The following is a 13,552-nucleotide window of genomic DNA, read 5'->3' as shown; positions in this document are numbered from 1 at the left end:
ACCATCGGCGGGCGGTTGCTGGTGGCACAGGATCTCGTCGCGGACCGAGAGACGGCGGGGCTGGAGCGGGCGATCGGGCTGCTCGAGGGAGTGACGGCCCAGGCGCCCGGGTTCGCGCCGGGCCATGCCGGCCTTGCCGAAGCGCTGATTCTCTCGCGCGAGTTCGGCGGCAGGAACGACGCCGATGCATTTCGGCAGGCGCGGGAAGCGGCATCGGCGGCGGTGCGGCTCGATCCCGACCTCGCTTCGGGCCATCGCCTGCTGGGCTTCATCGCCTATTGGCGAGACCACGATTTCGCGCAGGCGCAGAGGCGTTTCGCCCGCGCGCTCGCACTCGATCCAGACGATGTGCTGTCGCACTTCTGGTACGGCAATATCCTCAGCGACCATGGCGATCATGGAGCGGCGCTGGCGCAACTGGAGCGCGCGGCGGTACTGGAGCCCGGCTCCCTGCCGATCCGTACCGACCTGGCCTGGGCGCGGTGGTCGGCGGGACAGGACGCGATCGGTGTCGCGACGCTGAAAGACATCGCTGCGTCTCATCCCGAGTTTCCGGTCGCGCAGGACTGCCTGGCGGTGATCGCGCTAGTCGATGGCGACCACGCGGGTTACGTCCGCCACTTCACCCGGTTCGCCCGTTCGCGTGCGGATGCGCGGTTGCTGGCGAAGGCTGGCGAGTTGACCCATGCGGGGCAGGGACGGCTGCTTGACGTGGTCTACGAACAGGCGCTGGCGGATGTAGCGGATGGATCGCGCAGCCGGGCGTGGCCGGTGCTCGTCGCGTCGCTGCGGGGAGAGCGGGCATCGGTGGTCAGCCTCCTGCAGGCGGCCGATCGGGCGAACGAGGCCTGGGGCGACGCGGCGTTGATCCCGCGGATTCGCGCCGCATGGAAAGGCGATCCCGAAGTTGCCGCGATGATCGACCGGCGCGTGAGCGCGAACGCGGTGCGGCTAGCTTCCCGTTGAGGGGACCTGCCCACCGAGGGCCTGATAGACCTGCACTTGCGCGACCAGCCGGTTGTAGCGGTTCTGGATGAGGCTGCTACGCGCGCTGCGGGCACGCTCCTGCGCGTCGAGCCAGGAGCGCAGGGGGATGAGCCCTGCGCGGTACTGCCGCTCGTACAGGGCCTCGGCGTCGACGGCGGCATCGAAGTTCTGCGCCGCGAACTGAGCCTGCCGGATGTACTGGTCGCGCGCCGAGAGCGAGACCTGCGTGTCGCGCAGGGCATCGTAGAACGTCTGGCGGAAGTCCTGCACGGCGATGTCGTAGTCGGCACGCGCGACGCCGGTGGCGAGGCGCACCTTGGCCGGGTTCAGCTCCGCCAGCGATAGCGCGCCGCCGAGGCTCGCGACCGGGTTGGTGAAGAACTTGAGCAGCGAGGAACTGGCCGTGCCGAGCGCGCCGGTCAGGCTGAAGCTGGGGTAATAGCTCGCGACCGTTGCGTCACTCGTCGCCAGCGTGGAGCGCAGGCGCAGTTCGGCGGCGGCAAGGTCCGGGCGGTTGGCGAGCAGGGAAGCAGGGACGCCTGCAGCGACGGCGGGGAGGTCGGCCTGGGGTAGCGCCTGAGGTTCCTGTCCATCGTAATCCTGCCGGGCGAGCAGGGCGGCGATCGTCTTGAGCGCTTCGACGCGGGCCTGCACCAGCTGCGTTTGCGAGGACTCCTGCGACGCGACGGTCTGCTGCGCGTCGCGCAGTTCGAGGCGGGAGACGGCGCCCGCATCGTATTGTCGCTGCACCAGTTCCAGCGCCCGGCGTACATAGGCAAGGCTCTGTTCACCCAGCGCGATCTGCTCGTTGGCATAGGCGAGCTGCCACCATGCCTGAACCGTGGTGCTGACGAGTGCGAGGCGGGTTTCGGCAAGGTCCTGCGCGGTGGCCTGCGCTTCCCAGCGGGCAGCGTCGGCCTGCGCATCGAGGCGGCCGAACAGGTCGATCTCCCACGACGCGCCGAGCGAGGCGGAACTGCTCTTGCTCCACGCCGAGCCGCCTTCCAGCGCCTTGGACGCGTCGGATGAGGCATTGGCCGACAGGCTTGGCAACAATGCCTGCCGTGCGAGGTCCGACGATAGCTTCGCGCGCTTGAGGCGTAGCCCGGCGGCGGCGAGGTCGGCATTGTCGGCAAGGACCCGGTCGACAAGGGCGGTCAACGCGGCATCGTCGAACTCGTTCCACCACGGTGCGCCGACCTTCTGCGGCGCGCCAAGCACGCCCGCATCCCAGTTCGCGGCGACCGGCACGGCGGGCGCGGCATAGTGCGAGCGGACCACGCCGCCGCAGCCTGCGGTCAGCGGCAACAGGGCCAGCGCGGCAAGGAGGTGAGGGCGCATCGTCGTCAGTCTCTCGAAAGGGCGTCGACCGGGTCGAGCCGGGCCGCTCGGCGCGCGGGCAGGAAGCCGAACACGACGCCGATGAGGGTGGAACAGGCGAAGGCGGCGACGATCGACGTGGTCGAATAGGCCATCGCAAAGTCGGAGGCGAAGTAGGAGAACACCACGCCCAGCGCCAGCGACAGGCCGACGCCGATCACGCCGCCAATCAGGCAGACGAGGATCGCCTCGATCAGGAACTGCTGGAGGATGTCGGACTGGCGCGCGCCCACCGCCATGCGCACGCCGATTTCGGCGGTGCGTTCGGTGACAGAGACCAGCATGATGTTCATCACCCCGATGCCGCCGACGACCAGCGAGATCACCGCGATCGCGGCGACGAGGAGGGTCATCGTCTGCGTGGCGCTGGTGATCGTGGCGCGGATGTCGTCGGAGTTGCTGATGAAGAAATCGACGGTGCCGTGCCGCTGGGTCAGCAACTGCGTCACGGCATCTTGCGCCGCCGAGGTCGAGACATTGTCGCTGATGCGCACGGTGATGCTGGAGACGTAGCTCTGGCCCAGCATCCGGCTCATCGCGGTGGTGTAGGGGACATAGGCGGTCAGGCTGTCGCTGCCGCCGAAGCCCTGCTGCTGGGTGCCGACGATCCCGACGATACGCACGGGAACCTTGCCGAGCAGCACGACCTTGCCGAGCGGGTCCTCGCCATCGGGGAACAGGGTCTTCTGCGTGTTCTCGTCGATCACCGCGTCCTGCGCCAGTTCGCGCACCGCCTGCGTATCGAACAGGCTGCCGGAATTGAGCGTCAGGCCGCGCACGCGGAAGTAGTCGGCGCCGACGCCGCTGACTTGCGCGGTGGCTGCGACGTTGCGGTAGCGTGCGGTCACGCTGGTGGAGACGCTGGGCGTCACGCTGTCGATGTAGGAGAGCTGGCCGAGCGCCTCCGCGTCGCTGTCCTTGAGCGTCTGGATCTTGCCCGATCGCATGTCGCCGAAGCTCTTGCCGGGGTAGACGGTGAGCGTGCTGGTCCCGAGCCCGGATATGTCGGAGAGGATCTTGGCCTGCGACCCGTTGCCCAGCGCCACCACCGAGACCACCGAGGCGATGCCGATGATGATGCCCAGCATCGTCAGGAAGGTGCGCAGCTTGTGCGCCGACATGGCGAGCACGGCCATGCGGAACGCCTCGCGGAAGCGGTCGGCAAGCTGGCCGAAGCCGCTGGCGCCGGTCGGCGGTGGGGCGAGGGCAGGCGCGGTCTTGGGTTCGGAGGTGCGGCGATCGTCGATGATTGCGCCGTCGCGGATTTCGATGATGCGCTCGGCGTGCTCCGCGACGTGCATGTCGTGCGTGACGATGATGACCGTGTGGCCTTCGGCGTGAAGTTCGCCGAGGATCGCCATGACTTCGACGCCGCTGGCGGAATCGAGCGCGCCGGTGGGTTCGTCGGCGAAGATCACCTCGCCGCCGTTCATCAGCGCGCGCGCGATCGAGACGCGCTGCTGCTGGCCGCCCGAAAGCTGGCCCGGCCGGTGCCCGGTCCGCTCGCCGAGGCCGAGACGGGACAGGATCTGCGCTGCGCGCGACGCGCGTTCGCCGCGCGGCTTGCCCGCGTAGATCGCCGGAACCTCGACGTTGCCGAGCGCCGAGAGGTCGGTCAGCAGGTGATAGCGCTGGAAGATGAAGCCGAAGTGCTCGCGGCGCAGCGCGGCCAGTTCGTCGGGCTCCAGTTTTGCGGTGTCGCGGCCGTTGACCCGGTACGATCCCGAGGTCGCCCGGTCGAGGCAGCCCAGGATGTTCATCAGGGTGGACTTGCCCGAACCGGACTGGCCGACGATGGCGACCATCTCGCCGGCCTCGATGGTCAGGTCGATGTCCTTGAGCGCCGCGAAGACGCCGTCACCCGAAGGATACTCGCGCCGGACGTGCGAGAGCGAGAGGAGCGGGGCGGGTTCCATCACCCGCCTCAGAAGCCCGGCGGCCCCATGCGGCGGCGACCGCTCGTTCCGCTATCGGCCTTGGCCTCGCCGATGACGACGTTCTCGCCTTCCTTGAGGCCCGACAGGACCTCGACGTTGACGTTGTTGTTGAGGCCGATCCTGACCTTGCGGCTCTCGATTGTCCCGTCTTCTGTCTTCACGCGGACGGCATAGGTGCCATCCTTGCCCTTCGCGCCGAGCGCGGTGGCCGGGATCGTCAGCGCATTGGCGCGGCGGTCGAGGACGATGGTGACCTTGGCGGTCATCAGCGCGCGCAGGCGGTTGTCCTCGTTGGGCACCTCGAACAGCGCGTTGTAATAGATCGCGGTGCTGGAGGACGAACTGCTCGACGAGGAACTGCTGGAACTGGAGCTGACTTCATCGACGATAGATTCCGGCGCCGGTTCGATCATGCGCAGTTTGGCCTCGTAGCGCTTGTCGGGATCGCCGAGGATGGTGAAGTAGACCGGCAGGTCGGGCTTCACGTTGATGACGTCGGCTTCCGAGACCTCGGCCTTGATCGTCATCACGTCCAGCTTGGCAAGGATCACGATAGTCGGCGCCGACTGGTTGGCGTTGACGGTCTGGCCCTGCTTGGTGACGACGGCGACGACGACGCCGTCCATCGGCGCGGTGATCTTGGTGTAGCCCAGCTGCACTTCGGCGGTGTTGACGCTGACGCTGGCGGCGCGGATCTGCGCTTGCAGGGCGTCGTAGCTGGCCTGGGCGGACTGCAGTTCCTGCCGTGCCGTCTCGAAGTCCTGCTGCGATGTCGCCTCGCCGGCGCCAAGCATCTTCTGGCGGTTGAAGGCAAGCTGCGTGCGCGCCAGCGTGGCCTTTGCCGATGCGGCCTGCGCCTGCATGTTGGCAAGGTCGGCGCGGGCGGTCTCCAGGCTGTTGGTCTGGGTGCGCGGATCGATCAGGCCGATGAGGTCGCCCTTGTGGACCACGTCGCCGATCTCGAAGTTCAGTTCGTCGAGACGGCCGGACACCTGCGCGCCGACGCTGACGAGTTCCTTCGGCTCCAGCGTGCCCGTCGCCTCGACGGTGCGTTCGAGCGCCCCGCGCGCGACCTTTACGGTCGCGACGTCAGGCTCGGCCGGAGCGGCGAGGAACAGCTTCCAGACAAGAAGGAGAACGCACGCGCCGAGTACGACGCCGCCGATCACGATGCGACGAGTGGTGAACATGCTGCTTCGTATGGCCGCTGGAAGGCAGCTTGTAAGCAGGGATTTTGGTAGCAATGTGTAACGGTTGCGCCCATCCCTGCGACAAAGCGCGACTGTGCCGGAGCCGACCGGTCCGGCCGGTCAGCCCTGATAGATACCTGAGGGCGTACCCATCACGCCCGCATCGACCTCGTAGAGCGCGCCGTCGAATTCCGATTCCGGCAGGCCCGTTGCCGCAGAAGTCACGAACATGCGGTCGAGGTTCTCCCCGGCAAAGGCGATGTTGGTGATGCGCCTGGCGGGCAGCTCGATCGAGCGGTCGCGGGTGCCGTCGGGCGCGAAGCGGCTGATACGGCCGCCGTCCCAGTGGGCAACCCAGAGGAACCCTTCCGCATCGGTGGTCATGCCGTCGGGATAGCCGTCGTCCTCGGAGAAGCGGATGAATTCCTGCCGATCACGGGCGCCGCTTGCGTCGAGGGCGAAGCGGTAGATCGTACGGCGTCCGGAATCCGTGTGGTAGAGCCAGTTTCCGCAAGGCGAGAACGCCGGGCCGTTGGTCACGGTGTAGCCGGTGTCGATGACCTGCCAGTCGCCCTGCGGCGACAGGCGGTAGAACGAGCCGGAGACTTCCTCCTCGGCCATGTCCATGGTGCCGCACCAGATGGCGCCGTGGCGGTCGGCCTTGCCGTCGTTCATGCGGTTGCCGGGCAGGTGCGGCTCGGGGTTGGAGCGCTCGCCGATGGTCAGCGGATCGAGGGTGATCGCGGCGACGCCGTCGCGGAAACCACCGAGGAAGCCGCCGGAAGCACGCGGAGCCACCCAGCCGAGCGGCGCGGGCATGTCCCAGCGTTCAATGGCGCCGGTGGCCAGCGTCAGCCGGTTGAGGGCGGGGGCGAGGATATCTACCCAGTAGAACGCGCCATCTCGCTCGCACCAGAGCGCGCCTTCGCCGAGGGTGTCGCGCACGTCGCGCTCGATCTTGCGCCAGAGGGTCATTCGCAGTCTCTCCCGGTCGGGGGTGAAGGAGGCCCACCCCGCTGCGACTAGGTCCTGCGGACCAAGTCTCACTGCCCCTCCCGCAAGCGGGAGGGGTATCTTCATGTCTTCCCTCCCGCTTGCGGGAGGGGTTGGGGGCGGGCCTCTTCGCGGCCTCAGTGGTTGTCGCGCGGCAGGCCCATGGTCTGGGCGATGCGCTGGTACTTTTCCGCGCCCTCGAGGATTGCGCCGGTATCCATCTGCCCCACGAGGGCGCGCTGGATTTCCTGCCACGGCGTCTGCGAGGCGGGGTACTGGTAGCCGCCTGCGGCCTCCATCTCGGCACGGCGCGTCGCCATCTCCTCGTCGGAGATCAGCACGTCCACTTTGCCTGCCTTGAGGTCCATGCGCACCCGGTCGCCGGTCCGGAGCAGCGCGAGGCCGCCCATCGCCGCCGCTTCCGGCGAGGCGTTGAGGATCGACGGGCTCCCCGAAGTGCCCGACTGGCGGCCGTCGCCGATGCAGGGCAGGGCGCTGACGCCCTCGGTGATGAGGTAGGCGGGCGGGCGCATGTTCACGACTTCAGCCGCGCCGGGGTAACCGATCGGCCCCGCGCCGCGCATGAACATCAGCGTCTCGGGGGTGATGCCGACCGAGGGATCGTCGATGCGGTGGTGGTAGTCCTCGGGACCGTCGAACACCACGGCGGGGCCTTCGAAGGCGTCCGGGTCTTCGGGGTTCGAGAGGTAGCGGTCGCGGAACTCCTTGGAGATCACGCTGGTCTTCATGATCGCCGCGTCGAACAGGTTGCCCGACAGGACGAGGAAGCCCGCTTCCTCGACCAGCGGATCGTCGAAGGTCTTGATGACCTTGGCGTCCTCGATCGTGGCGTCACGGCAGTTGTCGCCGATGGTCTTGCCGTTGACGGTGAGGGCGCTCTCCTGGATCAGTCCCTGGCCGATCAACTGCGCGACGACGGCGGGGACGCCGCCCGCGTGGTAGTAGTCCTCGCCCAGATACTCACCGGCGGGCTGCAGGTTCACCAGCAGCGGGATCTTGTGGCCAAGGCGCTCCCAGTCCTTGAGCGGCAGGTCCACGCCGACGTGGCGGGCGAGGGCTGCCAGGTGGATCGGCGCGTTGGTCGAACCGCCGATCGCGGCGTTGACGACGATCGCGTTGTGGAAGGCGTCGAGGGTCAGGATGTCCGAGGGCTTGAGGTCCTCGCGCACCATGTCGACGATGCGCTTGCCGGTGTGGTAGGCGCATTCCTGGCGGTCGCGGTAAGGCGCGGGGATCGCCGCCGAGCCGGGCAGCATCATGCCCAGCGCCTCGGCCAGCGAGTTCATCGTCGTCGCCGTGCCCATCGTGTTGCAGTAGCCGGTCGAGGGCGCCGAGGAGGCGACGAGCTTGATGAAGCCGTCCGCGTCCAGTTCGCCCGCCGCCATCATCTGACGGCCCTTCCAGACGATCGTGCCCGAACCGGTGCGCTCGCCTTTGTGCCAGCCGTTGAGCATCGGGCCGACCGACAACGCAATGGCGGGGATATTGACGGTCGCGGCGGCCATGAGCATCGCCGGGGTCGTCTTGTCGCAGCCGGTGGTCAGCACCACGCCGTCGAGCGGGTAGCCGTAGAGCGCCTCGACGAGGCCAAGGTACGACAGGTTGCGGTCGAGCCCGGCGGTGGGCCGCTTGCCGGTTTCCTGGATCGGGTGGACCGGGAATTCCAGAGCGATGCCGCCCATCTCGCGGATGCCTTCGCGGATGCGCTCGGCCAGCACGAGGTGGTGGCGATTGCACGGGCTAAGGTCGCTGCCCGACTGGGCGATGCCGATGATCGGCTTGCCCGAACGCAGTTCTTCAAGGCTGAGGCCGAAGTTCAGATATCGCTCCAGGTAGAGCGAGGTCATGTCGATGTTGTCGGGATTGTCGAACCAGGCGCGCGAGCGCAGCTTGGGAGCAGGGGTTTCGGTCATGGTTGTTTTCTTTGGTCCGGTTCAGCGCGGAGAAGTGGTGACGCGGTAGATCATGACATGCCGGTACGGCTTGCCGGGATCGACGCGGGTGCTCGGGAAGTTGGCGTGGTTGGGGCTGTCGGGGAACTTCTGCGGTTCCAGCGCGATGCCGTCGCCCATGCGGTAGAGGTGGCCCTGCTTGCCGATGAAGGTGCCGTCGAGGAAGTTGCCGGAGTAGAACTGGACGCCAGGCTCGGTCGTCAGCAGTTCCAGCACGCGGCCCGAGACGGGGTCTTCTAGGCGGGCGGCGAGTTCGGGGGTCTTGGTCTGGCCCTTGTCGAGCGCGAAGTTGTGATCGAAGCCGCGCCCGTAGACGATCTGCTGGTCGTTGCCGTCGCGCAGGCCCACGGCGACCGGCTTGCCGTTGCGGAAGTCGAACGGCGTGCCCTCGACGGCGCGCAGTTCGCCGGTCGGGATCAGCTTTTCGTTGACGGGAGTGTACTTGCTCGCCGGGAGGGTGAGCACGTTGGTCATCGCATCGCGCTCCGACCCTTCGCCCGCCATATTGAAGATGGCGTGGTTGGTCATGTTGAGCACGGTCGGCTTGTCGGTCGTCGCGTCGAAGACGATCTGCAGGTTGCCGGATTCGTCGAGCGAATAGGTGACCTTCGCCTTCACGGTGCCGGGGTAGCCGGAATCGCCGTCAGGGCTGACCAGCGAGAACACCGCCGTCGCCACCTTGCCCGACTTCACCGATTCGAGCTTCCAGTTCTGCACATCGAAGCCCTTGCCGCCGCCGTGGAGCGACTGGCCGTGGTCGTTGCCGGGAAGCTGGTAGGTCTTGCCATCGAGCGTGAACTTGCCGTCGGCGATGCGGTTGCCGTAGCGGCCGATGGTTGCGCCCCAGAAGTTCGGGCGCGTCTCGAAGTCGGAGAGCTTGTCGTAGGCGACGAGGACGTCGGCGGTCTTGCCGTCGCGATCGGGCGCATTCAGCTTCCACAGCGTCGCGCCGAAGGTCAGGATCGTGGCGGAAACGCCGTTACCTGCCGTCAGCGTCACCGCGGTGACTTCGCTGCCGTTCGACAGCTTGCCCGCGCTCGCCTGCGTCGCTTCGGTGGCCAGCGCGGCATTGGCGCCGAATGCCAGTGCCAGAACCGACGCTGCCGTCGTGATGGCCTTGACCGGATTCCTCATTCCCTTAGCTCCCGCATTTCGGTGAGATTTCGATTCTTGTACGAAGACGCGCCCCATTGACGACGCCGCTTCGCGCATATAGTCCGACAAATAGAAAGAGCGCAAGCCGGTTCACGGTACAAGTGGTCGTCCGGCGTCGCTATCGAGAGGAATGTCATGCCCCCAGTGGTCTCATCCACCGACGCCCCGGTGCTGCACGCCCAGCCCGCAGGCGTGCGCTACGGTCCCGCGCTTACGCTGCTCGCCAGCCTGTTCTTCATGTGGGGCTTCATCACCGTCATCAACAATACGCTGCTGCCGCACCTGCGCAGCGTATTCGAGCTGAGCTACACCCAGACGACACTGATCGAATCGGTATGGTTCATCGCCTACTTCGTGGCCTCGATCCCGTCAGCCAAGCTGATCGAGCGGATCGGCTATCAGAAGTCGCTCGTCGCGGGCCTGCTCATCATGGCTGCAGGCGCATGCGGCATGATGCTGGCAGCGAGCATCCCGTCCTACGGCGTCACGCTCGTCATGCTGTTCGTCATCGCCAGCGGCATCACCCTACTGCAGGTGGCCGCGAACCCCTACGTCGCTGTCGTCGGCAAACCGGAGACCGCGTCCTCGCGCCTCAATCTGGTGCAGGCGCTGAACTCGGCGGGCACGATGCTGGCGCCGCTCTTCGGGGCCTACCTGATCCTCGGTCGTTCCAAGGGTGGCACGGCGACCGCCGGGACCGTCCTGACCGAAGCCGAGCGCATGGCGGACGCCCACTCGGTGATCCTGCCTTACGCGCTCGTCGCCGTGGTGCTGGTGATCCTCGCGGTCATCATCGCCAAGTTCCCGCTGCCCGCTATGGGTTCGGCCGACTCGCGCGCCGCCAAGGAGGAGCGCAAGCACCTCTCGCTCTGGAACCACCGCAACCTGGTGTTCGGCGTGCCCGCGATCTTCATCTATCTGATCGCGGAAATCGGCGTCGCCAACCTCTTCGTGAACTTCGTCAGCCAGCCTGACATCGCCAACCTGACGCATGAGCAGGCCGGCAAGTACCTGTCGTTCCTGTGGGGCGGCATGATGGTCGGTCGCTTCGCCGGGTCGCTGGTCATGCAGCGCTTCGACGCGGGCAAGGTGCTGGCATTCTTCTCGATCGGGGCCTTCGCGGTGATGATGGTGACGGTGTTCGCCCACGGCGAAGTGGCGATGTGGTCGCTGATCCTCGTCGGCCTGTTCCACTCGATCATGTTCCCGACCATCTTCACCCTCGGCATCAAGGGCCTCGGCCCGCTGACCGAGGAAGGTTCCGGCCTGCTCGTCATGGCGATCGCAGGTGGCGCTCTGGTCGTGGTGCAGGGCTGGCTGGCCGACAACTACGGCCTGCAGACCTCGTTCCTGCTGACGGCGGCTTGCGAACTCTACGTGCTGTTTTACGCCCTGTGGGGCAGCAAGCCGACCAACGCGGTGCCGCCGCCGGAAGCGACTTTCGAATAACGCTTCAGGCACGCAAAAAAGCCCCGGCGAGAGATCGTCGGGGCTTTTTTTGTTTAAGAAGCAAGAGGAAGTCGCAGGGGTTTACCACCCCTGCACCCCGTGGACTTGGCGACGAGGTGCGCGCAGCAGTCTCGGTGCTCTATTGCGCCGCAGGCTATTCAGTCTCCCGGCTCACCCTCGTGGATGAGGAGGCGGCGCGCGTGACCTCGACGATATACGGGGTGCAGGGGTGGTAAACCCCTGCGAATTCCCCTTGTTCAATCTTCCATCGAGCTACGCGTATCTTCCAGAGCCAGATCCACCAGCACGTTCATCGCCTCCGCAGCAGCAGCAGCATCCCCTGCGGCGATCGCGTCGTAGACCTTGACGTGATCCGGGATCGGATTGCGCGGCAGGGCGCGGGCGCGTTGCTTGAACTGCGTGGTCCAGTTCACTGCCGCGCCGATCGAGGCGCTGAGGGTCAGAAGCGCGTCGTTGCGCGTCGCCTGAAGGATGGCCTTGTGAAAGTCGCGGTCAGCGGCGCGTCCGGCCTCGGTGGTGAGGGTATGGCGGCGCATGGCGGTGAGGGCGTCCTTCATCGCTTTCAGGTCGGCCTTATCTCGGCGTTGGGCGGCGAGGCGGGCAGCGGCGGGTTCGACGATGGCGCGCAGTTCGAACAGGCTGCGGACGAATTCGATGTCGGGCTCGCCTGCGAAGGCCCAGCCGAGCACTTCGGGGTCGAGCAGGTTCCAGCGATCACGCGGGAGGACGCGCGTGCCGGCCTTGGGGCGGCTCGCGACGAGGCCCTTGGCGGTGAGCACCTGGATCGCCTCGCGGTAGGCGCTCCGGGAGACCTGCAGTTCCTCGGCGAAGGCGACTTCGCCCGACAGAATGTCGCCGGGAGCATATTTGCCTGACAAGATGGCGGTGCCGAGCTTGTGTGCAATGGCTCCGTGCAGTCTGCGGCCGGGGCCTCGGGCTTCCTCGCCCTGTTTGATGTTTTCGTCGGCGGTCGTCAAATCGGCATCTGGCACAGGTATGGGCTCCTCCGGGAGCGAAACTAACAGCGGTTTGCACGAGAAGGAACGACAAACATTGCGTTTCGCTCGCACAGGAAATATGTCGGAGTAAATAGGGAGTGCCCAATGACTGAATTTCGTTCCATCGTCGCCGCTACCGGTGAGCCTCAGGGTGAGCCGCTCGCCATCAGCACCACCGCTGATGTGGCCGCTGCCTGCGCCGCCGCGGCTGCTGCGTTCGACACCTACCGCGCCACCGATCGCGAGACGCGCGCTGCGTTTCTCGAGCGAATCGCTGACGAGATCATGGCGATCGGTGAGCCGCTGATCGAAGCCTACATCGCCGAGAGCGGCCTGCCGCGCGGTCGCGGCGAGGGTGAGCGTGGTCGTACCTGTGGTCAGCTGCGCCTGTTCGCCGACGTCGTGCGCAAAGGCCAGTGGCAGCAGCTTCGTATCGATCCCGCGCTGCCCGACCGCGCGCCGCTGCCGCGTCCGGACCTGCGCTTGCGCATGATCCCGGTCGGTCCGGTCGCAGTGTTCGGCGCCTCGAACTTCCCGCTCGCGTTCTCGACGGCGGGTGGTGACACCGCTTCGGCGCTGGCGGCGGGCTGCCCGGTCGTCGTCAAGGGCCACCCGGCGCACCCGGTCACCGGCGCGCTGATCGCTGCCGCCATCACCAAGGCGGTGAAGGATGCGGGTCTGCCCGAGGGCGTGTTCCAGCACCTCGTCGGTCCCTCGAACGAACTGGGCGCGGCGCTCGTGCAGCACCCGGCGATCATGGCGGTCGGCTTCACCGGTTCGCGTGGCGGCGGTCTTGCTCTCGCCAGGCTCGCGCAGGCGCGCGAAGTGCCGATCCCGGTCTATGCCGAAATGTCGAGCATCAACCCCGTCCTGCTGCTTCCCGAGGCGCTCAAGGCGCGCGGCGAAGTGCTCGGCGCGGCTTTCGTCGGCTCGCTGACGATGGGTGCAGGCCAGTTCTGCACCAATCCCGGCCTGATCCTTGCCGTCGAGGGCGAGGGGCTGGATGCCTTCGTAACCGCCGCCACCACCGGCGTGTCGGAAGCCAAGCCGCAGACCATGCTGACCACCGGCATCGCCGCAGCGTACGCCAAGGGCGTCGCTGCGCTCCAAGCTCTTCCCGGCGTCGAAACGCTGGCCAAGGGCGAAGAGGGCAGCGTCACCACCGGCGGCGCGATCCTGTTCCAGACCTCGGCCGCGCAGTTCCTTGCGGACAAGGCGGCGGGCGACGAAGTGTTCGGCGCCTCCTCGATCGTCGTGCGCTGCAAGGACGAAGCCGAGCTGCTGACCGTACTCGAAGGCCTTGAAGGCCAGCTGACCGCAACCCTCCACATGGACGATGCCGACGAGGGCGCCGCCGCCCGCGTCCTGCCGGTGCTGGAGCGCAAGGTCGGCCGCATCCTCGTCAACGGCTGGCCCACCGGCGTCGAAGTGTGCCACGCGATGGTCCACGGCGGCCCGTTCCCCTCGAC

At 67.1% G+C, this 13,552-nt stretch carries 10 protein-coding genes; 3 read left to right on the top strand and 7 right to left on the bottom strand.

Annotated features, from left to right (window positions below; all coding sequences use genetic code 11):
- On the top strand, positions 1 to 966 hold a 966-nt coding region (locus tag LH128_RS10320), incomplete at its 5' end, for a tetratricopeptide repeat protein (RefSeq protein ID WP_008829568.1).
- Here LH128_RS10320 and LH128_RS10315 read toward each other — a convergent pair.
- The 6 genes from LH128_RS10315 to LH128_RS10290 all read right to left on the bottom strand — a co-directional run bounded on the left by LH128_RS10315 (position 952) and on the right by LH128_RS10290 (position 9,594).
- Positions 952 to 2,328, bottom strand: coding sequence for an efflux transporter outer membrane subunit (locus LH128_RS10315; protein WP_008829567.1), 1,377 nt, complete (start codon positions 2,326 to 2,328; stop codon positions 952 to 954). The two genes, LH128_RS10320 and LH128_RS10315, sit on opposite strands and share 15 nt — an antisense overlap.
- A 5-nt stretch (positions 2,329 to 2,333) precedes the next feature.
- Complete coding sequence (locus LH128_RS10310; RefSeq protein ID WP_008829566.1) at positions 2,334 to 4,283, bottom strand: MacB family efflux pump subunit; 1,950 nt, start codon at positions 4,281 to 4,283, stop codon at positions 2,334 to 2,336.
- Positions 4,284 to 4,291: 8 nt separating this feature from the next.
- Entirely contained in the window at positions 4,292 to 5,494 is a 1,203-nt protein-coding gene (locus tag LH128_RS10305) for an efflux RND transporter periplasmic adaptor subunit (protein ID WP_008829565.1), read from the bottom strand.
- A 120-nt stretch (positions 5,495 to 5,614) separates the two neighbouring features.
- Positions 5,615 to 6,469: an SMP-30/gluconolactonase/LRE family protein gene (locus LH128_RS10300; protein ID WP_008829564.1), complete on the bottom strand. Its 855-nt coding sequence runs from the start codon at positions 6,467 to 6,469 to the stop codon at positions 5,615 to 5,617.
- A gap of 155 nt (positions 6,470 to 6,624) precedes the next feature.
- Positions 6,625 to 8,421, bottom strand: a complete 1,797-nt coding sequence (locus LH128_RS10295) for an IlvD/Edd family dehydratase (RefSeq protein WP_008829563.1) — start codon at positions 8,419 to 8,421, stop codon at positions 6,625 to 6,627.
- 21 nt (positions 8,422 to 8,442) lie between these two features.
- The gene (locus tag LH128_RS10290) at positions 8,443 to 9,594 is read right to left on the bottom strand and encodes an aldose epimerase family protein (protein WP_008829562.1); all 1,152 of its coding nucleotides are present in this window, start codon (positions 9,592 to 9,594) and stop codon (positions 8,443 to 8,445) included.
- Between the two features lie 156 nt (positions 9,595 to 9,750).
- Here LH128_RS10290 and LH128_RS10285 point away from each other — a divergent pair, with 156 nt between their 5' ends.
- Positions 9,751 to 11,064 carry a sugar MFS transporter gene (locus LH128_RS10285; RefSeq protein ID WP_036524260.1) on the top strand — a complete coding sequence of 438 codons (1,314 nt, stop codon included), beginning with the start codon at positions 9,751 to 9,753 and terminating at the stop codon, positions 11,062 to 11,064.
- A gap of 257 nt (positions 11,065 to 11,321) precedes the next feature.
- Here the strand turns inward: LH128_RS10285 and LH128_RS10280 are convergent, their stop codons facing one another.
- The gene (locus LH128_RS10280; protein WP_008829560.1) at positions 11,322 to 12,077 is read right to left on the bottom strand and encodes a FadR/GntR family transcriptional regulator; all 756 of its coding nucleotides are present in this window, start codon (positions 12,075 to 12,077) and stop codon (positions 11,322 to 11,324) included.
- A gap of 111 nt (positions 12,078 to 12,188) precedes the next feature.
- Here LH128_RS10280 and LH128_RS10275 point away from each other — a divergent pair.
- On the top strand, positions 12,189 to 13,552 hold a 1,364-nt coding region (locus LH128_RS10275; protein WP_008829559.1), incomplete at its 3' end, for an aldehyde dehydrogenase (NADP(+)).

This window comes from Sphingomonas sp. LH128, from assembly GCF_000293195.2.
Classification (GTDB): Bacteria; Pseudomonadota; Alphaproteobacteria; order Sphingomonadales; family Sphingomonadaceae; genus Novosphingobium; species Novosphingobium resinovorum_A.
The sequence above is the reverse complement of the archived record's forward strand: the minus strand, read 5'-3'. Positions and strand labels throughout refer to the sequence as shown.

Coding starts and splice junctions, on each gene's coding strand:
- LH128_RS10315 (WP_008829567.1), bottom strand. CDS start 2,328: ATGCGCCCTCACCTCCTTGCCGCGCTGGCCCTGTTGCCGCTGACCGCA.
- LH128_RS10310 (WP_008829566.1), bottom strand. CDS start 4,283: ATGGAACCCGCCCCGCTCCTCTCGCTCTCGCACGTCCGGCGCGAGTAT.
- LH128_RS10305 (WP_008829565.1), bottom strand. CDS start 5,494: ATGTTCACCACTCGTCGCATCGTGATCGGCGGCGTCGTACTCGGCGCG.
- LH128_RS10300 (WP_008829564.1), bottom strand. CDS start 6,469: ATGACCCTCTGGCGCAAGATCGAGCGCGACGTGCGCGACACCCTCGGC.
- LH128_RS10295 (WP_008829563.1), bottom strand. CDS start 8,421: ATGACCGAAACCCCTGCTCCCAAGCTGCGCTCGCGCGCCTGGTTCGAC.
- LH128_RS10290 (WP_008829562.1), bottom strand. CDS start 9,594: ATGAGGAATCCGGTCAAGGCCATCACGACGGCAGCGTCGGTTCTGGCA.
- LH128_RS10285 (WP_036524260.1), top strand. CDS start 9,751: ATGCCCCCAGTGGTCTCATCCACCGACGCCCCGGTGCTGCACGCCCAG.